Source organism: Chitinophaga sp. NPDC101104, assembly GCF_050277495.1.
GTDB lineage: Bacteria > Bacteroidota > Bacteroidia > Chitinophagales > Chitinophagaceae > Chitinophaga.
This window is the reverse complement of sequence record NZ_JBNNSF010000004.1, coordinates 140,423-159,738: the sequence shown is the minus strand read 5'-3', so window position 1 is coordinate 159,738 and position 19,316 is coordinate 140,423. Positions and strand designations below refer to the sequence as shown.

At 55.0% G+C, this 19,316-nt stretch carries 20 protein-coding genes; 12 read left to right on the top strand and 8 right to left on the bottom strand.

Annotation, left to right across the window (positions count from 1 at the left end; all coding sequences use genetic code 11):
* Nucleotides 1-41 precede the first annotated feature (41 nt).
* Together ACQKLP_RS24450 and ACQKLP_RS24445 are read left to right on the top strand one after the other, a co-directional pair.
* Complete coding sequence (locus ACQKLP_RS24450) at nucleotides 42-611, top strand: hypothetical protein (RefSeq protein ID WP_427325696.1); 570 nt, start codon at nucleotides 42-44, stop codon at nucleotides 609-611.
* A gap of 137 nt (nucleotides 612-748) precedes the next feature.
* Entirely contained in the window at nucleotides 749-1,432 is a 684-nt protein-coding gene (locus tag ACQKLP_RS24445; RefSeq protein ID WP_427325695.1) for an OmpA family protein, read from the top strand.
* A gap of 140 nt (nucleotides 1,433-1,572) precedes the next feature.
* Here the strand turns inward: ACQKLP_RS24445 and ACQKLP_RS24440 are convergent, their stop codons facing one another.
* Complete coding sequence (locus tag ACQKLP_RS24440) at nucleotides 1,573-2,754, bottom strand: aspartate aminotransferase family protein (RefSeq protein ID WP_427325694.1); 1,182 nt, start codon at nucleotides 2,752-2,754, stop codon at nucleotides 1,573-1,575.
* A 34-nt stretch (nucleotides 2,755-2,788) separates the two neighbouring features.
* Between ACQKLP_RS24440 and ACQKLP_RS24435 the strand changes: the two genes are divergently transcribed.
* Both ACQKLP_RS24435 and ACQKLP_RS24430 read left to right on the top strand, forming a co-directional pair.
* Nucleotides 2,789-3,310 carry a gamma carbonic anhydrase family protein gene (locus tag ACQKLP_RS24435; protein ID WP_341841855.1) on the top strand — a complete coding sequence of 174 codons (522 nt, stop codon included), beginning with the start codon at nucleotides 2,789-2,791 and terminating at the stop codon, nucleotides 3,308-3,310.
* A 45-nt stretch (nucleotides 3,311-3,355) separates the two neighbouring features.
* Nucleotides 3,356-3,505, top strand: coding sequence for a hypothetical protein (locus ACQKLP_RS24430; RefSeq protein WP_341841854.1), 150 nt, complete (start codon nucleotides 3,356-3,358; stop codon nucleotides 3,503-3,505).
* Nucleotides 3,506-3,778: 273 nt separating this feature from the next.
* Here ACQKLP_RS24430 and rsgA read toward each other — a convergent pair whose 3' ends face one another.
* From rsgA to ACQKLP_RS24405, 5 genes are read right to left on the bottom strand one after another with little or no spacing between them, the layout of a single operon-like run.
* Nucleotides 3,779-4,714: a ribosome small subunit-dependent GTPase A gene (gene rsgA, locus ACQKLP_RS24425; protein WP_427325693.1), complete on the bottom strand. Its 936-nt coding sequence runs from the start codon at nucleotides 4,712-4,714 to the stop codon at nucleotides 3,779-3,781.
* Nucleotides 4,715-4,739: 25 nt separating this feature from the next.
* A complete protein-coding gene (locus tag ACQKLP_RS24420; protein ID WP_423737126.1) occupies nucleotides 4,740-5,750 on the bottom strand; it encodes a vWA domain-containing protein in 1,011 nt (336 codons plus the stop codon).
* 8 nt (nucleotides 5,751-5,758) lie between these two features.
* On the bottom strand, nucleotides 5,759-6,766 hold the full coding sequence (locus tag ACQKLP_RS24415) for a hypothetical protein (RefSeq protein ID WP_427325691.1): 1,008 nt from the start codon (nucleotides 6,764-6,766) through the stop codon (nucleotides 5,759-5,761).
* Nucleotides 6,767-6,794: 28 nt separating this feature from the next.
* The gene (locus tag ACQKLP_RS24410; protein WP_427325690.1) at nucleotides 6,795-7,661 is read right to left on the bottom strand and encodes a DUF58 domain-containing protein; all 867 of its coding nucleotides are present in this window, start codon (nucleotides 7,659-7,661) and stop codon (nucleotides 6,795-6,797) included.
* Between the two features lie 21 nt (nucleotides 7,662-7,682).
* Entirely contained in the window at nucleotides 7,683-8,684 is a 1,002-nt protein-coding gene (locus tag ACQKLP_RS24405) for an AAA family ATPase (protein WP_427325689.1), read from the bottom strand.
* Nucleotides 8,685-8,942: 258 nt separating this feature from the next.
* Here ACQKLP_RS24405 and ACQKLP_RS24400 point away from each other — a divergent pair, with 258 nt between their 5' ends.
* The 5 genes from ACQKLP_RS24400 to ACQKLP_RS24380 all read left to right on the top strand — a co-directional run bounded on the left by ACQKLP_RS24400 (nucleotide 8,943) and on the right by ACQKLP_RS24380 (nucleotide 11,562).
* Entirely contained in the window at nucleotides 8,943-9,284 is a 342-nt protein-coding gene (locus tag ACQKLP_RS24400; protein ID WP_427325687.1) for a hypothetical protein, read from the top strand.
* Between the two features lie 81 nt (nucleotides 9,285-9,365).
* Nucleotides 9,366-10,034 carry a peptidylprolyl isomerase gene (locus ACQKLP_RS24395; protein ID WP_427325686.1) on the top strand — a complete coding sequence of 223 codons (669 nt, stop codon included), beginning with the start codon at nucleotides 9,366-9,368 and terminating at the stop codon, nucleotides 10,032-10,034.
* Nucleotides 10,035-10,121: 87 nt separating this feature from the next.
* A complete protein-coding gene (gene gcvH, locus ACQKLP_RS24390) occupies nucleotides 10,122-10,502 on the top strand; it encodes a glycine cleavage system protein GcvH (protein ID WP_427325684.1) in 381 nt (126 codons plus the stop codon).
* Between the two features lie 48 nt (nucleotides 10,503-10,550).
* Entirely contained in the window at nucleotides 10,551-10,931 is a 381-nt protein-coding gene (locus ACQKLP_RS24385) for a VanZ family protein (protein ID WP_427325683.1), read from the top strand.
* A 205-nt stretch (nucleotides 10,932-11,136) separates the two neighbouring features.
* Nucleotides 11,137-11,562, top strand: a complete 426-nt coding sequence (locus ACQKLP_RS24380) for a helix-turn-helix domain-containing protein (protein WP_427325682.1) — start codon at nucleotides 11,137-11,139, stop codon at nucleotides 11,560-11,562.
* Here the strand turns inward: ACQKLP_RS24380 and ACQKLP_RS24375 are convergent.
* Nucleotides 11,559-14,078 carry a DUF5686 family protein gene (locus ACQKLP_RS24375; protein ID WP_427325681.1) on the bottom strand — a complete coding sequence of 840 codons (2,520 nt, stop codon included), beginning with the start codon at nucleotides 14,076-14,078 and terminating at the stop codon, nucleotides 11,559-11,561. The two genes, ACQKLP_RS24380 and ACQKLP_RS24375, sit on opposite strands and share 4 nt — an antisense overlap.
* A 402-nt stretch (nucleotides 14,079-14,480) precedes the next feature.
* Here ACQKLP_RS24375 and ACQKLP_RS24370 point away from each other — a divergent pair, with 402 nt between their 5' ends.
* From ACQKLP_RS24370 to ACQKLP_RS24360, 3 genes are read left to right on the top strand one after another with little or no spacing between them, the layout of a single operon-like run.
* Nucleotides 14,481-15,140 (top strand): hypothetical protein, encoded by a 660-nt coding sequence (locus tag ACQKLP_RS24370; RefSeq protein ID WP_427325680.1) that lies wholly within the window; start codon nucleotides 14,481-14,483, stop codon nucleotides 15,138-15,140.
* Between the two features lie 12 nt (nucleotides 15,141-15,152).
* Nucleotides 15,153-15,449 (top strand): winged helix-turn-helix domain-containing protein, encoded by a 297-nt coding sequence (locus tag ACQKLP_RS24365; RefSeq protein ID WP_126244505.1) that lies wholly within the window; start codon nucleotides 15,153-15,155, stop codon nucleotides 15,447-15,449.
* Nucleotides 15,449-15,796, top strand: coding sequence for a diacylglycerol kinase family protein (locus tag ACQKLP_RS24360; RefSeq protein WP_427325679.1), 348 nt, complete (start codon nucleotides 15,449-15,451; stop codon nucleotides 15,794-15,796). The genes ACQKLP_RS24365 and ACQKLP_RS24360 overlap by 1 nt, the downstream gene beginning before the upstream one ends.
* A 111-nt stretch (nucleotides 15,797-15,907) precedes the next feature.
* On the opposite strand, the gene ACQKLP_RS24355 is transcribed toward ACQKLP_RS24360, so the two are convergent.
* A complete protein-coding gene (locus tag ACQKLP_RS24355; protein WP_427325678.1) occupies nucleotides 15,908-19,246 on the bottom strand; it encodes a hypothetical protein in 3,339 nt (1,112 codons plus the stop codon).
* Nucleotides 19,247-19,316 lie beyond the last annotated feature (70 nt).

The following is a 19,316-nucleotide window of genomic DNA, read 5'->3' as shown; positions in this document are numbered from 1 at the left end:
ATTGTCGAGCTTCATAATTTATCCACCCTAAACTTTCACAAATGTTAGATCAATTAGTGCAACTGGTCCGCGAAAATGCGCAGGAAACAGTGGTAGCCAACCCTGCCATCCCCAACGAACAAAACGATGCCGTGATCGGCGAAGCGTCTCATTCCATCGCAGAAGGCCTGCAGTCTGCCCTTGCCAACGGTAATGTGAACGAAGTGATGGGCCTTTTCAACGGGAACAGCGCGCCCGATAGCGCAAACCCCTTGGTAAACGGCATCCAGGGGAACTTTGTAAAGAACCTCATGGAAAAATTCGGTCTCAACAGCGGCGCTGCCGCCTCCATCGCCGGGTCGCTCATTCCCTCCGTTCTGGGCAGCCTCGTGAAGAAAACCAATGATCCCGGAGACAGCTCCTTTTCGCTGGACAGCATCATCGGTTCCCTTACCGGCGGTTCTACCGGCGGCTTCAACCTCGGCGGCCTGCTGGGCAAGTTCGGCCTGGATAAGGACGGCGATGGCGACGTAGATATGCAAGACCTTTCCGCCATGATCACCAACGGCGCCAAACAACAGCAAAGCAGCGGCGGGCTGGGCGGACTTCTTGGTGGCCTTTTCGGGAAATAAGGCATCGGGGAATAACTCCATATCTTTTAAACCGTTATCCCTTACACATTGATAAACATAAATTTATCTGCCGTAAAAAATTGTTGGCAAAGAATTTGTTTAGGCTAGCGTACTCAAACCAATAAAAATATTTTAAGATGAAAAGATTGAATGCATTTGTGGCGATGGCGATGGCAGGTATTCTTGTTTTTAGCTCCTGCAGCACGTGGCAGAGCATGGACAATACGAAGAAAGGCGCCGTGATCGGCACCGGCGGCGGAGCTGCTGCCGGCGCGGTGATCGGGAAGGCCGCAGGTAACACCGCCCTGGGCGCCATCATCGGTGCAGCGGTAGGCGGAACTGCCGGCGTGCTCATCGGTAAGAAGATGGACAAACAGGCCGAAGAAATCAAGAACGAAGTGCCCAACGCCACCGTAGAACGCGTAGGCGAAGGTATCAACGTTACCTTCAACTCCGGCGTACTGTTCGGTTTCGACAAATCCGATCTTACCGCTACCGCCAAATCCAACATCCAGGAACTGGCGCAAGTGCTGAACAAATACCCGGACACCCACGTGCGTGTGGAAGGCCATACGGACGACACTGGTTCCGATTCCTACAACTACGGCCTGTCCGAACGCCGGGCAAAATCCGTAGCGAATTACCTCGTTGGCCAGGGCGTTTCCGCTGCACGCGTGCAGACTTTCTGGTACGGCGAAACCCAGCCTAAATTCCCCAACGACAGCGAAGCCAATCGCACCAAAAACCGTCGTGTGGAATTCTCCATCTACGCTAACGACAAAATGAAGTCAGATGCGAAGAACGAAGCTGGTCAGAAATAAGCTTTTTAGTTGAATTTTCTCATAAGCAGTTTGAAACGGTCCTCCCGGCTTTCCGGGAGGATTTTTTTTTGCCATGCCGTCCATGGAAAAAGCCGCCAGAGACCTTGTCCATGGCGGCTTTTTGTATTGTAAAACTTAATTTATAAAGTATCGAGCGCTGCGAGCAGGATGGCGCAGGCCTGGCGGATTTCTTCTTCCGAAATGATCAGCGGCGGTACGAACCGTATGGCGTTGGACGCGAAGAGGAACCAGTCTGTAATGACGCCGTTGGCGATGCAATGATCGATGGCTTTCTTGGCGGAAGGGAAATCTTCCACTTCCACGGCCAGCATAAGCCCGCGGCTCCGCACGGCTTTGATCTTCGGATGATGCAGCAGGCTGAGGAACAGTTTTTCCTTTTCGAAAACACCGCCGATCATGTTTTCGGAAAGCAGCGCCTTCATGCCCGCGAGCCCCGCGGCGCAGGCCACGGGGTGGCCGCCGAAGGTGGTGATATGGCCGAGGACGGGCTGGTTCGTCAGGCTCCACATGATATCGCGGCCGGCGATGAATGCGCCCAGGGGCATCCCGCCGCCGAGGGCTTTGCCCAGCAGCAGCACGTCGGGCACGATGCCGTATTGTTCGAAAGCCCACAGTGTTCCGTTCCGGCCGAGCCCGCACTGGATCTCGTCGAGGATGAGCAGCGTGCCGGTTTCGGTGCAGCGGCGGCGGAGGGCTTGCATCCATTCCACGGAAGGCGCCAGCACGCCCGCTTCGGCCTGAACGGTTTCCGCGATCACACAGGCCGTGCGGTGGGTGATCTGGTCGAGCATCCCCATATCGTTATGCTGCAAATGGAGCACATCGGGCAGGAGGGGGCGGTAGGCATTGCGCCAGTATTCGTCGCCGATGATGCTCAGCGAGCCCTGTGTGGAGCCATGGTAGCTGTTTTTAAATGCGATCACGCCGGTGCGGCCGGTGTGGCGCTTGGCCAGTTTCATGGCGCCTTCGGTGGCTTCGCTGCCGGAATTCGTGAAGTATACGGAGTTGAGGGAACCCGGGAGGTGTTGGGTGAGGAAAGTGGCGTACTGCACCTGCGGCGATTGCACGAACTCGCCGTACACGATGAGGTGCATGTAAGCGGCCGCCTGTTCCTGGATGGCTTTCACGACGGCGGGGTGGCAATGGCCGACGTTGCAGACGCTGATGCCCGCGATCATGTCGAGGTATTGCTTGCCCGAAGCGTCCCACATGTGCATTCCCTGCGCTTTTACCATCTCGAGCGCCAGCGGGGCGTCGGAGGTTTGCGCCACGTGTTGTAAAAAAAGCTGCCTGTTATTCATTGGGGCGAAGTTAGTGAAGTTCTATATTTGTATCATGCCAGTAATATTACCAGTAAAGGGTGTACACCCGCAAATGGGCGACAATTGCTTCATTGCGCCGAATGCCACCATCGTGGGCGATGTGGTGATGGGAAAGGATTGCAGCGTTTGGTTCAATGCCGTTGTCAGGGGAGATGTGAACAGCATCCGGATGGGCGATAAAGTCAATATCCAGGACGGCGCCGTGATCCATGCCACCTATCAGAAAACGAAGACCCTTATCGGCAACAACGTTTCCATCGGCCACAATGCGATCGTGCATGGCTGTACGGTGGAAGACAATGTGCTCATCGGGATGGGCGCCATCGTGATGGACAATGCCCATATCGGTTCCAATACCATCATTGCCGCGGGGGCCGTGGTGCTCGAAAATACGCAGGTGGAAGCAGGATGTATTTATGCCGGGGTGCCCGCCAAAAAGGTGAAAACCATCTCCCAGGAACTCATTTCCGGGGAAATCGACCGCATCGCCAATAACTACATCATGTACGCCGACTGGTTCCGCGACCAGGTATAGTCATGTTATGAATAATCATTATATTGCAGGTCTAATCCCGGACCTATGAAATCAAAATGGATGATTGGGCTATGGGCGGCATTCCTGTTGGTGGGATGCGCCTCCCAGAAGCAAGGCTGCCCTGGCAGCACTTTCTACAATTCCGGCAATATGAAACAGAACGCCAAAGCCGGCAAACAAATGAAACTTTTCTAAAACCCCCGTTCATGCGGCATCTTATCATTTGCCTGATCGTGATATCCGCACTGGGAGCGGGCTGCAGGTCTCAAAAAACCGGCTGTCCCACGCCAAAGCGCAACCTCGGTGCCGAAAAAGTGTTCGATGAAATGAACGCCCCGAAGAAGAAGGGGCTTTTCCGAAGAAGGTGATCCTGTCTGCAACGACCCTCATCAGTCGTTTCCGGTTATGCGCAGGCGGTCATGCCAATCACCGCCGGCCCCGGTTTGTCTGGTGATCTGTTCACTGTAATCAATCGTAATCATTCTCATTGATCGTAGCCAGTACGGTAGCGTAGCTGACATACCGGTCGAGATCGATGTCTCCCTTTTCCACGGCGGCTTTCACGGCGCAACCGGGCTCGTCGAGGTGAAGGCAGTTGTTGAACTGGCATTGGGGAATGTATTCCTGCATCTCGAGGTAATAATGCGAAAGCTCCGCTTTCGGGATATCCACGATCCCGAATTCCCGGACGCCTGGCGTATCGATGAGCCGGCCGCCATTGGGCAGGTCGAACATCTCGGCGAAAGTAGTGGTATGTAAACCTTTCCCGCTCCAACCGCTCACCTGCTTCGTTTTCAGTTGCAGGCCGGGCATCAATCCATTGATAATGGTGCTCTTTCCCACGCCGGAATGCCCGGAAATGAGCGTGGTCTTATCTTTCAGCAATTCTCCCAATTCGTTGATCCCGATCCCTTTCGCCGCGCCCGTCAGCAAAACGGTATACCCGATCTGCTCGTACACTTCCTTCCAGTGTTCGAACTGCTCCATTTCCTTTTCGCGGTACACGTCCATTTTGTTGAACACGAGTATAACGGGAATATGGTATGCGGCCGCGGTAACGAGGAAGCGGTCGATGAACCCCTGAGAAGTGCGCGGCTCCCGTACGGTGGCCACGAGCACCGCCTGGTCGAGGTTGGCGGCTACGATATGTTTTTTGTGCTTGCCCTGCGGCGAACTGCGAACGATGTAATTATGCCGTTTTTCGATGCCGGTGATGATGGCCGTACCATCCTCACCATCCGTCTCCAGCTGGATTTCGACATGGTCGCCCACGGCGATGGGGTTGGTAGACGTGATGTCTTCATCGATTTTGAAAATGCCTTTGATACGCGCCTGGTAAATGGCGCCCTCGTCCGTTTTCACGGAATACCAACTGCCGGTGGATTTATAGATCGTTGCTTGCACGGTGTAAAGATAAAGCAAATCCGGACTAGGGCAGCCGCTTGAAAAGCGTATACCGCAGCACGGCTTCCAGCAGCAACGCCGCCAGGGCGATCATGGCCAGGGGGAAGAAATGCTCTTTGAAGCGCCGGTAAGACGTGATTTCCACTTTGGTGCGCTCCATTTTATCGATTTCGTGGTAGATGTCTTGCAGGGAAGCGTTGTTGGTGGCCCTGAAATACCGCCCGCCGGTTTCGGTGGCGATTTTTTTCATGAGGGGCTCGTCGATTTGCACGTCCACCATCTGCATCTGCACGCTGCCGTCGGGCATGGTGGCGGGCGATGGTGCTTTGCCGATGGTGCCTACGCCGATGGTGTAGACTTTCACTTTATACGCTTTGGCGATTTCGAGCGCGGTGAGCGGGTCTACGAGGCCGGTGTTGTTCACCCCGTCCGTCAGTAAAATCACCACTTTGCTTTTGGCTTTGCTTTCGCGGAGGCGGTCGACCGACGTGGCGAGCCCCATCCCGATGGCCGTCCCGTCCTGCAACATCCCGCTGCGGATGGCCATGAGCTGCTGTTTGAGCACGCCGTGGTCGGAGGTGATGGGGCATTGCGTGAAGCTTTCGCCGGAGAAGATCACCAGGCCGATGCGGTCGCTGATGCGGCTGTCCACGAAATCCATCGCTGTTTTCTTGGCGGCTTCCATCCGGTTGGGCCGGAGGTCTTCGGCGAGCATGGAGCCGGAAATGTCGATGCCCAGCACGATGTCGATGCCTTCGCTGTCGATGTTTTCAGAAGTGTTGGACGTTTGCGGCCTGGCCAATGCGGTAACCAGCGCGGCGAACGCGATGATGCGCAGGGCGGGGAGGATGGGCCGGAAACGGATTTTCCAGGAAACGGGGATGCCTTTGAGGCCTTGCAGCGACGAGACTTTCACCGATCCCTGGAACTTGCGGCCGGCGCTCACGCTCCACCAGATAAAGACGGGGATGAGCAGCAGCAGCCAGAAAAAGGCCGGGTGTGCGAATTCAATATTTTTCCAGAGTTCCGCGTTCATGAGTCGTTTTACGAATTTGTGCCGATGGCCGGCTGTTCGGTTTTGGGCTGGGCGGAGGCGCGCGTCCATTCCACCACGGCCCTGGCCTTGCGCAGCGAGTCTTCATGCTCCTGCGGTGTAGGCTGGAGCTTGGCGAACTTGGCGAGATCGGCCAGGCTGAGGATGGCGTAGATCTCGTTGCGCTGCTGATTGAGGATGGTGACCGGCTTGATGTCGTCCATCAGCTCCGCTGTGGTCTGTTCCATGGCCGGTATGTTGAACTGCTGCTCGAAGTAATTGCGCAGCACGTCTGTCAGCGAAGTATAATACCCTTTGACGTCCGTTTGCCAGGGCTGTTCCTTTTCCAGCTTGTCCAACGCTTCCAACGCGCGTTCGAACGGCGATTTGGAAGGCACTACGGGCAAGGGTTTGGGCGCTTTCTTCCGGTTGCGCCACATGGTGAAGTACAGGATGATGGCCGTGATGAGCAGGAACCCGCCCAAAATAAGGAACCAGTAATCCAGCCAGTTGATCGCCACCGCGCGCAAGGGCTTGATGGGCTTGAAGGCTTTGGTGGTGTCTACGGCCACGGTGCCCACGTCGATGAAAATGGGATCGGTGAACACGGAGTCGTAAGACCCGTCGGTCACCGAATACACTTCGAATTTCATGGGCGGCAGTTCCCACCGGCCGGAATCGAAACTGGTGAAAGTGACGGTTTGCCGCCAGATCCGCTGGTTTTCGTTGGAGCCGGTCGTATCCAGCTGTGTGCGTTCCACGAGCTCGATGTGGTTGCTGGAATCGGGGATGTTGGGGAAGATCACTTTGATGTTGGCGCCTTTGAGGGCGTACAGCATCACCTTGGCGGTGAGGTCCACCTTAACGGGTTCGCCGATGCGGATGCGCGTAGTGTCGGCTTTGGCGGTTACCTTGAAGTAGTCTTCGTATTGGACCGGCGCTTCCTTGTCTTGCGCCCGGGCGCCGGCAAAGATGCAACAAAGGAGGACGGTGGTGAATATGTTCTTGATGGATTTCATCCGGTCTTGATCGTGCTTCGTTTATCGGTTATACCCTGTTCAGGAAAAATGTCTGTAATGCTTTTACGTAATCTTCGTCGGTGCGGATACTGATCAGTTCGGCGCCGCTTTTCAGGAAAGCGTTGCGGCAATATTGCGCATGTTGCTGGAACTGGCGGTCGTAATACTCCCGCACTTTCCGGTCGCTGGAGTCCACCCACTGCGAAGTGCCGGTTTCGGCGTCTGTCATGCGGATGAGCCCTGCGTCGGGGAGCTCTTTGTCGCGGCGGTCGTACACCTGTACGCCCACTACATCGTGCCGTTTGGAGGCGATGTTGAGGGCATCCTGGTAATTCCCGGAAAAGAAATCGCTCAGCAGGAACACGATGCTTTTCTTTTTGGTGGCGTTGTTGAAGAACCGGAGGGTTTCGGCGATATTGGTGCCTTTTTTCTTCGGCTCGAACGAGAGCAGTTCGCGGATGATGAAAAGGATGTGCGATTTCCCTTTCTTCGGCGGGATGTATTTTTCCATGCCGTCGCTGAAAAAGATGACGCCTACCTTGTCGTTATTTTTGATGGCGGAAAACGCGAGCACGGCGCACAGCTCGGTAACGAGGCTGCGCTTGGTCTGGCGCGTGGTGCCGAAGGTTTCGCTTTCGCTCACGTCTACCAGCAGCAGCACGGTCAGTTCGCGTTCCTCTTCGAATATCTTGATATAGGGGCTGTTGAAGCGCGCGGTCACGTTCCAGTCGATAGCCCTTACGTCGTCGCCGAAATGGTAATCGCGCACTTCGCTGAAAGACATACCGCGGCCTTTGAAGGCCGAGTGGTATTCTCCGGCGAAGATGTGGTTGGTCAGCCCTTTGGTCTTTATTTCCAGCTGGCGGACCTTTTTGAGTATTTCTGCAGTGTCCATCTGATGGCGGGTTTAAAGGGATCAGGGCACTTCCACGGCGTTGAGTATCTCGCTGAGGATGTTTTCGCTGGTCACGTTTTCGGCTTCGGCTTCGTAGGTGAGGCCAACGCGGTGGCGCATCACGTCGAAGCAAACGCTGCGGACGTCTTCGGGGATCACGTATCCGCGGCGCTTCGTGAAGGCGTACGCTTTGGAAGCGAGGGCCAGGTTGATGGAGGCGCGGGGCGATCCGCCGTAGGCGATGAGCGGTTTCAGTTTGCCGAGTTTATAATCTTCCGGATTGCGGGTGGCGAACACGACGTCGAGGATATATTGTTCGATCTTTTCGTCCATATATACCTGGCGAACGAGTTTGCGGGCTTCGAGAATGTCTTCGGGGCGCACCACGGGGTTGATCTTCGCCTGCCCTTCGGGCGCGAGGTTCTGCCGGATGATGTGGCGTTCTTCTTCCTTGGTGGGGTATCCGATCACGACTTTCAGCATGAAACGGTCTACCTGTGCTTCCGGGAGGGTATAAGTACCTTCCTGCTCGATGGGGTTCTGCGTGGCGAGCACGAGGAACGGTTCTTCGAGTTTGAAGGTGGTGTCTCCGATGGTCACCTGTTTTTCCTGCATGGCTTCGAGGAGGGCGCTCTGCACTTTGGCGGGGGCGCGGTTGATCTCGTCTGCCAGGATGAAATTGGCGAAGATGGGCCCTTTGCGGACCATGAACTCGTTGCGCTGCTGGTTATAGATCATGGTGCCCACCACGTCTGCCGGCAACAGGTCGGGCGTGAACTGGATACGGGAGAATTTGGCGTCGATGGCGGAAGACAGGGATTTGATGGAGAGCGTTTTGGCGAGGCCGGGCACGCCTTCGAGCAACACGTGGCCCTGGGCGAGCAGGCCGATCATGAGGCGCTCCACCATGTATTTCTGGCCTACGATCACTTTGTTGATCTCCAGATTGAGGAGGTCTACGAAGGAGCTGGCCTGGTGGATCTTTTCGTTTATCTGTCGGATGTCGTACGAGGTATTTTCCATGAATTGTTATTTCAAGGTTGCTAAAATAAGGATTCTGCCATTTAAACCTACTCCCATAGCGGGATCCCGCAGTTAAAAACCTGTTAAATCGGGCGCCGGAGGGATTTCCTGTTAAAGCAGATATGGTTTATAAAAAATTCCAATTTAAGAATACGGATCGATATTTACATTGATTTTTTGCGTAAACCGTACATTTGTCGTCCGTTAGCCCTGCAATACAGATGCCAGACAGGGCGGCGCATCATAAACCCATTGAAAATGAACAACGACGATTTCAATATACGCTGGAAAAAAGTAGAAGACTTGCTGACGGCCCGGTTCGGCAAAATGCCCAATTTCGAGGGAATGCTCATGATGATCGGGGTGCAGGAGGTGAACCTCCCGAAGAAGAAATTCACGAAAGAGCAGAAGCAGGACCTCATGCACGTGGCGGTTTGCGTGCTACTTTCCCGCAGTGGCTATTTTGAGCCGGAAGGGCGGGATAAGGACGGATGGCCGCATTTCAAGGAAATCCAGCCGGTGCCCAAAATGGGGCTGGAAGAGCAGGAGCGGTTCCTGAAAGAGCATATTATCGACTATTTCGAAGAAGGGGAGGAATAAGCCCGGCCCTGCATCGGGGCCGAAGTGTGCGACGCAACGGCGGCCCAGCCCTGCAAGAAAGACGAATACACGAACATGCCCATGAATAAAAAGTTACCCTTTTTACTGCTGTTGCTGCTCGCCACCATGGCCGCGCATGCGCAGCGCAACCGGAAAGTGAAGGTGTATACGCCTTACGGAAAAATGGTGGTCAGGCTGTACGACCAGACGCCGAAGCACCGCGACAACTTCATCCGGCTCACGAAGCAGCATTATTTCGACAGCCTTTTGTTCCACCGCGTGATCAAAAATTTCATGATCCAGGGCGGCGATCCGGACAGCCGGCGCGCCAGGCCCGGGGAAACCGTCGGCAACGGCGGGCCGGGATATACGGTGCCGGCGGAGTTCCAGCTGGACCTGTATCACCGGAAAGGCGCACTGGGCGCGGCGCGGGACGATAATCCCACGAAAGCCTCGTCTGGCAGCCAGTTTTACATCGTGCAGGGGAAGAAATGGACGGACGGCGGCCTGGATACGCTGGAGCAGACGCGGCTGGGCGGCCGGAAACTGCCGGTAGACCAGCGCGAGGTGTACAAAACCTGGGGCGGATCGCCCCACCTGGACCAGAGCTATACCGTGTTTGGCCAGGTGGTGAAAGGGTTTCATGTGATCGACAGCATCGCCGCGGTGCAGACGAACAAGGCGGACAACCGGCCTTTGCAGGACGTGCGCATGAAAATCCGCCTGAAAAAGAAGTTCTTTTTCTTCTAGGTCTGTCATTTTAACGTTTTGAAAATGACAAACTTTTTATAATTCTGGACGTAATCTTTATTTTTACCGCTCAAAATCAAACTTGACATGAATTTTCCGTCGAATCTGCGTTACACCAAAGACCACGAGTGGCTTTTATTAGAAGGGAACACTGCGAAAATCGGAATTACCGAATTCGCGCAGCGCGAATTGGGCGATATCGTGTTCGTGGACATTCCCACGACCGGTAAATCGCTGGCCGCTGAAGACGTATTTGGTACCGTTGAAGCGGTGAAGACCGTTTCCGACCTGTTTCTGCCCGTTGCCGGTACGATCGGATCGGTGAACGAAGAGCTGGAAGGCAGCCCCGAACTGGTGAATACCGACCCTTATGGTGATGGCTGGATGGTGACGATCACCGTAAACAACCCTGCCGATGTGGAAGGCCTGCTGACGGCCGACCAATATAAAGCGCTGGTAGGCGAATAATGAATTATGCCCGATACATCGAGTAGAAACCATAAAGACACATTTAGTATGAGGATGATCCGCTATTATCTGCCCGCTATGGGATGGATCATCCTCATTCTTTTTTTGTGCACCCTTCCGGGAAAGGCGATCCCAACGACCGGTTTCCTGGAGATGCTGCATTTCGACAAGGTGGTGCATTTTTTCCTTTTCGGGGGAATGGTGTTGCTGCTGGCGTACGGATATTACCGGCATCATGGGCGCATCGGCGCGGGCATGCTCACGCTGATCGTTACCTGCGTGTCTGCCTACGGCCTGGCGATCGAGTTCATCCAGAAATACCTGGTGGCCAACCGTAGTTTCGACCTGTGGGATTTTGCCGCGGATACGGCGGGCGCCATTGCGGGCGCGCTGATTTTCCGGTTCGTGGGGATGCGGTTTCTGAAATGATCGTTGTTGAAAAGACATACTTTACATGAAAAGCGCCTTCAAAAAGGCGCTTTTTTTATGCCTGCAATCTTCGATTTTCGGAGATATTCTCCGAGTTAGAAGAGAACTTCTTGCATTTTCGGAGATTTTTTGGAACGTGTTGCCGGGCGCGTTAATATTGCGGGCGCGACCGTTAACCCAGGTACGATTTTCAAATACCTTCATTATGAATGTAGGCAACACGATCCGGCGATTGCGGGAGTACCGCAACCTGACGCAGGAGTACATGGCGGACCGGCTCTGCATCGGTTCTACGGCTTATGGGAACATTGAGCGGAATGAGGTGAAGCGGCTGACGGTGGAGCGGCTGATGCAGATCGCCGAAGTGCTCGATGTCCATTTCACGGAACTGTTCAACGATCAGCCGCCGCAACAGCGGCAGCTGAAACCGGTGTTGCAGGAAAAGGACCTGCAGGATCTGCTGGCGTATTTCCGGCAAGACAAATTGCTTATGAAGGAAATGATGACGACGATGCGCGACTCCATGCAGAAGATGGACCAGATGATGCGCGAGCACATTCGGATCATGCAGGCGCTGCTGCATCCCATCCGGGAAATTTCCACGCAGAAAGCGAAGCCGCAGAAGCCCTAGAACTGGAGCCGGAAGCTGCCGAACACGCCGAACTTTTTGTTGTTGACCTCAGCCGGCAGCGGCTTCGGCGCCACTCTCCAAACGAAATCCACCCGAATGAATTTGAGAATGTTTTCAACACCCGTGCCTACTTCCACGTAGGGACTGCCCTGCAGCGTCTTGAACGGAAAGTTAGTTTGCAGGTTGAGGGCGCGGTTCTTGTCGCTGAGGCTGCCGATCACGCCTTTGGCCGTCCAGAACTGGCGGAATTTCAGTTTGCGGACGAGCGGGATGTAATTGAAGATCCCGCTGCCGAGGGTGTGCTCGAGGTTGAAACCGGCGTATTGGTCGCTGATGAACTCGTAGCGGTTCATCATGTTGAACGCGTATTTGTTGTAGTAGTAAATCTCGTTGCCGGGATGGATTTCCAGCAGCGGGTAAGGCAGGGTGGTATTGAAGATCTTACCACCGAAGAAGTTGTAGTACAACTGCCCGAACGGCGCCACTTTCAGGTAGTCAGACACCGTGAACGTCGCTTTGTGGTAGCTGTAATTGCTCTTCCAGATGCCTTTTACGCCCAACGCGTATTTCAGTTCCACGATGGGGTATTTGCTGCCGAGGCTGAAGCGGTAGTAATTGCCTTCGAGGAACTCTTCGCGGAATGCGTACCGCAGTTTCACGGCCACTTCCAGGTTCGTGTAGGGGTCCGTTTTGCCGCCGCTGTGCGGGAATACGGCGCTGCCCGGCAAAGGATCGTAGGGCATGAACTGTTTGTGCACCACCGAGAAGTGATGCGAGAACCCGCTGTAATATTCCTTGTAGAACTCCGCACGCTTCTCTTCGATCTGCATGAATTTCTGCGGAACGCCGGGCTTGCGGATCGCCAGGGTGAAAATGTTGTCTGTGCCCACTTCATCGTAATAGCTCGCGCCATTGTCGAGATCGCGGATGAATGAACCGTATACGTACATGCGCGGATGGCGCTGCAGGAGGTACAGCGCGGAAACTTTCCCCTTGAAGCGGTCGTCCCCGAACCCGTAGGCCAGGTACCCATTGAGGTACAGGTCTTTATGGAACTGCGGCGTAGTCCCCAAATCCAGCCGCACCCGGAAACCTTCCAGGCGGTTCTGGGAAAAGAGGTACCAGTACGGCCCCCATTCCAGCGGCCCGAACGGTTTATATCCCGTTGCCAGGAAGCGGATGGTATTGGAATATTTCTGGAACAGCGGCATCTTTTGCAGCGTGTCCACCATTTTGTAAATCGACTGTTCGTTATGGCTCAGCGATTCGTGGCGGTGGCTGTCCCAGAAGGAATCCGTCCGCGTCCGCGCGCTGTCGGCCACCACGATATTCTGAGGATACCGTTTTTCGGAGAACAGGTTGGTGACGGCGGTATCATTGAGGACGAAACCCTCGTACGTCGTCGTTTTCCGGCCGATGAACTCGATGGTTTTTGTCGGTTTGGGGCTCGGCGTCCAGAAGTCGACCACGAATTTATCTTTCGCGAGGAACCATCCGCTGCTGTCTGCCAGCTGTTTGAACTCCTGGACGAGGGAGATTTTGCGGACGAAGTTGATGTTGGCATCGTTGGGGACAGACATGCTCATCTTCTGGATGGCGAAGGTGGAGTCCATCACCCAAAGGTCGCCGATGAACGCGTTCTCGCCTTTGCGCCGGGGCTCGAAGTTCATCCGGATGAACCGGTTATTGGCGATGTATTGCGTATCGGTAATGCGGTAATTATAGAAAAGCGTGCCGTTGCTGCTGATGGGGCTCACGAAGCTTTTGTCGAACACCGGGATGAAGTTGTCGTACACATTGATGTTCTGGTACATGCCGCCGAGGAACTTGGTGACGCTTTCGTTGTCGAGGCCCGAGGTGCGGGAGGCTTTGATGATCTCTTTCGTTTTCTTCGGGTTGCGCTGGAAGTAGTAATCGGAAATGCTTTCGGTGAGGAACACCGGGAGGAACGGCTGGTTTTCCGTGGTGCTGTCGATATTCTTCAGGATGAACGAAAACGGTTTGGTGAAGCGGTTCTTCGCGAGCTTGACGGTGTTGAGGTTCTTGATGTCGAGCTCCAGTTTGTTATAGATCTCGTATTTATAGCTGTCGAGCCGGTCGTAATTGTTGAACGGTTTGCGGCGGACGATGTTCCGGAGCAGGATGATGGCGAAATTGACGTTGGCTTTGACTTCGTAGGTTTTGAGGGAAACGTCGCCGCGGGAAATCTCGAAAACGAGCGTTTGTTCGGGCAGTTTCCGGTCTACGAACAACACGGTGCGGGCGTATCCCATGACGCGGACGAGGAGGGAATCCGAGGGGATGGACGGCAGCTCGAAAACGAATGCGCCTTCCGCATCGGTGACCATACCGGTGTTGGTGCCCACGAATTGGAGTGTGGCAAATGGGATCAGTTCCTGGGTGTGCGCGTCTTTGACAATGCCTTTTACTTTATGCTGCGCATGTAGGGGTAAGAAGCTGATGAGCGTTATTATTGAAGCTATGGTTCGTTTCCAGCCGTTCATTTCAGGAGGCAAATTAGATATTTTCGGACGAATTACTTTGACTGTTGTTAAATGGGACGGATTTATGGCAATTGCCAGCTGCCAGGGTAAGCTGAACCGCGGAAACCCGGGAAACCCGTGCTGTCAGGCCCGCATCGCGCCCATCATCCATCCATCTCCACTCACGCATCAGCCTACACTTTTCGGGCAACATGGTAATTTTACGGGGACCGGAACCGGCCGTCGTAACCCACCCTAAACGAACACCCCCTTCCCAAGGTTACTCCGCCCCACCCGCAACGCCCTATGACAAAACGCGCGTCCCGGCCCTTCACCCCTATAACAACACAAAAACATGCCGGATTTCTTTCCCGGCGTCTCAATGACCTATTTTCCGGAAATATGCCTAGCTTTGATAGACAAAGTGCTTTCTCTATGAACGAGCAACAACATCTCGATACCCTTAAAGACATCAAGCGGATCATGGAACGCAGCACGCGGTTCATGTCGCTCAGCGGCCTTGGCGGCGTGGGTGCAGGCCTCAGCGGGCTCATCGGCGCATGGTTCGCGTACGGCATCCTGCAAGATTACCGCGCCGGGAACGGTACGCCGGCACTTTACGAAGCCGGTGCTTACAGCTCCGGACCGGAACTTAACACCGTCATACTCAAACTGATGCTCGTGGCAGCGGCGGTGCTCGCGGGCGCCCTCACTACCGGGAGCTACTTCACCTGGCGGAAAGCCCGGCAGCAGGGCCTCCCCATCTGGGACGCCACCGCCCGCAAAGTGGTCATCAACCTCGCCGTGCCGCTCGTGGCCGGAGGGCTCTTCATCCTCGGCATGATCTATAACGGATTTTTCGGTTTCGTGGCCCCGGCCTGCCTCGTGTTTTACGGCCTGGCGCTCATCAACGCCAGCAAATTCACCATGCCGGAGTTGCGCTACGTGGGTTTCACCGAATGCCTCCTCGGCGTTATCGCCACCTTCTGGCTGGGATACGGCCTCTTTTTCTGGGCGCTCGGCTTCGGGCTGGTACATATCCTGTACGGCGTCATCATGTGGTGGAAATACGAACGCGCCCCCCAGGCGGCATAAACCCCGGTTTGCATGAATCCAATCGAGAATCTGAATAAACTGTTCGAAAGCAGAATACGGCTTGGCGTGATGAGCGTGCTCATGGTGAGCGAGGAAGTGAGCTTCAACGATCTCAAGGCGATGCTCGACGTAACCGACGGTAACCTGGCTTCGCATCTCTCCACGCTGGAGGAAAATGCGTACATCAAGGTGCACAAGGGTTTCGTGGGCCGCAAAACCAATACCACCTATTCCATCACCAAAGCCGGCGAAAAAGCATTCAAGGGCCACCTCGCCGCGCTGGAAGCCATGATCAAATTTACGCAGTGATGAGCAGGCTGACCGGCAGTTTCCGCAACGCCTTCCGCGGTATCGGCACCGCGCTCCGCAGCGAGCCCAACGCCCGTATCCACCTCGTGGCTACCGGCGCCGTTATCGCAGCAGGGACCTTCTTCCGCTGCTCCGCCGGCGAATGGGCCGTGCTCGCCGTAGCCACCACCGCCGTATGGACGGCCGAGCTCCTCAATACTTCCATCGAAAAATCGATGGACCTTCTCCATCCGGACCAGCATCCCCTCGTCAAAAACATCAAAGACATGGCAGCCGGCGCCGTGCTCATAGCGGCCATCGGCGCGGTGATCGCAGCGGGGTGCATCTTCCTTCCAAAAATCCTTTAACGGAATGATCCGCACAGCCATCGCGGCTTCCCAATATTTTTCAGCAGATTTTAACAAAAAAAAGCCGGCTGACGTAGCCGGCTTTTTCGTGTATCTGTAATTGCGATTCGTTTAGAAGTCTACCCCCAAACCGAAGGTGAGCTGCGGTTTGCCACGGAAGAACCCGGTCATGGGCCAGCCGGCGTCGAAGCGGGCGAAATAGCCCAGCACGGTGGTGCGGGCACCGAATCCGTAACCGCCGACGAAGGGCCCGAGGAAGCCTTCCTTGATGCGGATCACCACACCTTCTTCGGTCACGTATTCCGTATAATTCGCGTCTTTGAACTTCAGTTTTTCATTCCAGGCCGTACCGATGTCGATAAACGAAATCAGCTGGAAGTTGCGGAGGAACGCGCTGTTGATGGGCTTGTCGATGAAAGTGGTGAACACCGGCAGGCGGAGTTCCGTATTCATCAACATCACGTTGTTACCGTTACGGATATTCTGTTTGTAGCCGCGCATGTTCACCGCCAGCGTCTGGTAAGCGTAGTTCTCATTGGCGTTCGGCGCGCGGTTGGTGTAGATGTCGGGTTTGATCATCCAGTTGTCTACCCCGCCGAGGAAGTAGATCAGCTTGCGCGAGCCCCAGGAAAGGTCGGCGGCGAAGCGGGTTGCCCAGATGAAGTTCCGGGTGATTTCCACGTAGTGGCGCGCATCGATGCCCATGTTGTAGGTGAACTTGCCTTTCGGCGTCACTTGTCCGAACAGGGTGTTGCGGTTCCCGGAAATCTGCGCCACCATGTCGCCATAAATCTTGTAGCGGGTGCCTTTGAAGATATTGATGGCGGGGTTGATCACGTTGTCGTGCACATATTCCAGGCGCGCCAGCACGGCGGTTTCCTTGTAGTTGGGCTCTTTCAGCGATCCCTGGTCGTTGGCGAGCACTACCAGCTCATCCGTCCGCAGGCCTGCCGCGATGCGCATGCTGCGCACCTGGTCGAACGGATAGCGGACTTCTCCCTGGTAGATGTTCGTTTTATTCTTGATGGGATAGTTGGTGAACTGGTTGCTGCCGTCCCCAACGGTCAGCGCGGCTTTTTCCACCTTGCGGTAATACGTCAGTTTGTAATCGAAACGCTTCTTGAGGTAAGCGAACGAAAACATATACTCGGTACCGTCGAGGGCGAGGGGGATACGGAATGCGCCGGAGAATTTATAATCTTCCATGAGGTCGCTGATGCCGAGGCGGATGAGGCCGTTCACAGGATCTGCCAGGCGGATGGGGCCCTGCGGCCAGCCGTAGTAGGGCTGGTAGCGGTTCATGAGCACCGAGTTGTCTATCTGCGTTACCAGGTAGTCGGAGCTGAACTTGAGCCTGTAATTGCTGAGGCGCGCGCTTTTCAGGATGGGCGGCTCTTTCTTTTCGGACAGCGCGGGCTCATTGGCGGTATGCGCGGCGGTATCTGCCGGTTCGTTGCCGAATTCGTTCTGGAAGAAGTTGGGCTGCTTGGGGGCGGTGTCTGGCCGTGCATAATAGCTCGGCAGGCCCATGCGCAGGGAGTCGTCGCGCATTTGCTGGCGCATGTAGTTAGTGGGCCGTGCCGATACGTTGCGTTTTTTCAGCGTATTGGTGTCCACTTTCAATTTATACAACCGTTTCCAGTCGCCGATCTGCACTACTTCCGACACCATGCCCTGGTCTCCCGCGATCCGGGATTCCTTGATGCCGAACTGGTAGTTGGTAACGGGGAAAACGTACGTTGAGTCGTTGGTGATGGTAATGGCCTGCACGGAATCCGGAGCCGTGGCGCCGTAATCCATCAATGCGGAATCCAGTTCTTCCTTATCGGGGTTGTGGAGGATCTCCGCGCCCACGAAGTACAGGGAATCCACCCCGGCCCTTTCCGCGCGGAAGAAACCGGCGTACCGGTTATTGATGCCATTGGCATCGCTCACGAAGGTAAAGTGGGTGGTATTGTACTGAACGGGCAGGCGGGCATTGCCGTAGGGCAGGTCCGTCAACTGTGAGATCTGTTTTTCGGAAGATTTGTTCCAGTTGTCGACCATGAAAATGTTATACCGGTTATGCGGCAGCGAAGTGTCCGAAGTACGGGCTTTCGCATTGGGACGGTTGGAGGAATAGATGATCCCGCTTTTGCCGGGGAACGCCGCGAAGGAAGGATCGAGATCGTCCCACACGTCGTTGGTGATCTGGTCTACCTTGCTGTTGGTCATGCTGTAGGTGAAGATATCGGTATGACCGTTGCGCACGGCAGACAGCAGGAGGGAGTTGTCGAATTCGAAGAAGAACTTCATATCGATGATCCTTTCGAACATGGGCAGGTCTTGCTTGATGGTGATCTTGGAGATCAGGTCGTAGACCATGAGGCGGGTTTTGCCTTCGTGTTCGTATACCACGGCGAGCCGGTTGCCTTTATGGTTCCAGGCCAGCAGTGGATAGTTGGGATCGAGTTTGGACGTGAGCTGTTTGACGCCGCTTTTCAGCAGTACCTTGTTGGTGCTCCATCCCAGGTTGATCTTCACTTTGTAGGTGCCTTTGCTGTATTCCACCACGGCGTACATGGCGTTTTTGGGATTGGGGGCGTAGCGGTAATAGTCTTTTTTGCCGATCTCGTTGGAAATCACGCCGGTACCGCGCGTCACCTGGCGGCGGCGGCGGCCGTCTTCCTGGAAGCGTTTGCGCCACCACATCATGAAATCGGCCTGTGCGGCTTTGGGTTTCATGTGCAATACCTGCTCGAAGCCTTTCTTGAGGCCGCGGTTGATGCGGGTAATGTACATGAGGTAAGGCACGGCGTCTTTACCGTACTTGCTTTCCACGTAATACCAGAACGCCTGGCCGGCCAGCAGGGGCTTGTCGAACGTAAGCTGGTTGAAGGTGTTGTATTTTCCGGAGTTGAGGGCGGCTTTCAGCTGATCGTCGAGCTGGGGGTTCCAGTTTTCGGCGGCGTAAGCGATGAACCCGTCGGTGAACCAGTTGGGGAAATCGATGAGCACGGCGTTGCCGGCGAATTCGCCGATATCTTCACCGAAGAGGAGGGTTTCGAGCATGACCCGGGCGATGCCCTGGCGGATCTGGCGGCGCAGGTTGGCATGGTCGCCGTCGAAGTAAACGAGGAGCTTGTTGCCGACGAGCTTCGTCACCCCGCCTGTATTCTGCCATTCTACCCCGATCCCGACGTTGGATTGCTTGAATTCGGAGAAGTTGTTGTACACAATAATGTTGACTTTCTGCCGGAAGGTGAATTCCATGAACTCCTCCAGCTGGGGCAATTCCCTTTCCGCGCACTGGGCCACGTACTTGCCGAGCTCGAGGCCGTTCTGGGCAAAGTACGTATTGAAGTGCCGGGTCGTATAGAACCGCCACTTGAAGTTCTTGTACTGTACCCGGTTCTGGCCAAATTCCACGGTATTCGTCTGCGCCTGGGCGTTAACAACAAATCCGATCAATAGGCATAAGCATGGAATAATTGACCTGGTAATAAATCGGTTCATACGGAAAGTATTGATAATATTGTGT